1 protein-coding gene is annotated in these 880 nt (G+C 60.6%); it reads left to right on the top strand.

Translation table 11 applies throughout. From position 1 onward, the window contains the following. Nucleotides 1-61 precede the first annotated feature (61 nt). Nucleotides 62-826 carry an IS6-like element IS6100 family transposase gene (locus tag NDI72_RS21895; RefSeq protein ID WP_001389365.1) on the top strand — a complete coding sequence of 255 codons (765 nt, stop codon included), beginning with the start codon at nt 62-64 and terminating at the stop codon, nt 824-826. The last annotated feature ends 54 nt before the right edge of the window (nt 827-880 follow it).

The raw sequence follows: 880 nt of genomic DNA on the forward strand, positions 1-880 counted from the left end.
GGCTCTGTTGCAAAAATCGTGAAGCTTGAGCATGCTTGGCGGAGATTGGACGGACGGAACGATGACGGATTTCAAGTGGCGCCATTTCCAGGGTGATGTGATCCTGTGGGCGGTGCGCTGGTATTGTCGCTATCCGATCAGCTATCGCGACCTTGAGGAAATGCTGGCGGAACGCGGCATTTCGGTCGACCATACGACGATCTATCGCTGGGTCCAGTGCTACGCCCCGGAGATGGAGAAGCGGCTGCGCTGGTTCTGGCGGCGTGGCTTTGATCCGAGCTGGCGCCTGGATGAAACCTACGTCAAGGTGCGGGGCAAGTGGACCTACCTGTACCGGGCAGTCGACAAGCGGGGCGACACGATCGATTTCTACCTGTCGCCGACCCGCAGCGCCAAGGCAGCGAAGCGGTTCCTGGGCAAGGCCCTGCGAGGCCTGAAGCACTGGGAAAAGCCTGCCACGCTCAATACCGACAAAGCGCCGAGCTATGGTGCAGCGATCACCGAATTGAAGCGCGAAGGAAAGCTGGACCGGGAGACGGCCCACCGGCAGGTGAAGTATCTCAATAACGTGATCGAGGCCGATCACGGAAAGCTCAAGATACTGATCAAGCCGGTGCGCGGTTTCAAATCGATCCCCACGGCCTATGCCACGATCAAGGGATTCGAAGTCATGCGAGCCCTGCGCAAAGGACAGGCTCGCCCCTGGTGCCTGCAGCCCGGCATCAGGGGCGAGGTGCGCCTTGTGGAGAGAGCTTTTGGCATTGGGCCCTCGGCGCTGACGGAGGCCATGGGCATGCTCAACCACCATTTCGCAGCAGCCGCCTGATCGGCGCAGAGCGACAGCCTACCTCTGACTGCCGCCAATCTTTGCAACAGAGCC

The sequence above is a fragment of the Nitratireductor sp. GZWM139 genome, from assembly GCF_030068685.1.
Classification (GTDB): domain Bacteria; phylum Pseudomonadota; class Alphaproteobacteria; order Rhizobiales; family Rhizobiaceae; genus Nitratireductor; species Nitratireductor aquimarinus.

Coding starts and splice junctions, on each gene's coding strand:
- NDI72_RS21895 (WP_001389365.1), top strand. CDS start 62: ATGACGGATTTCAAGTGGCGCCATTTCCAGGGTGATGTGATCCTGTGG.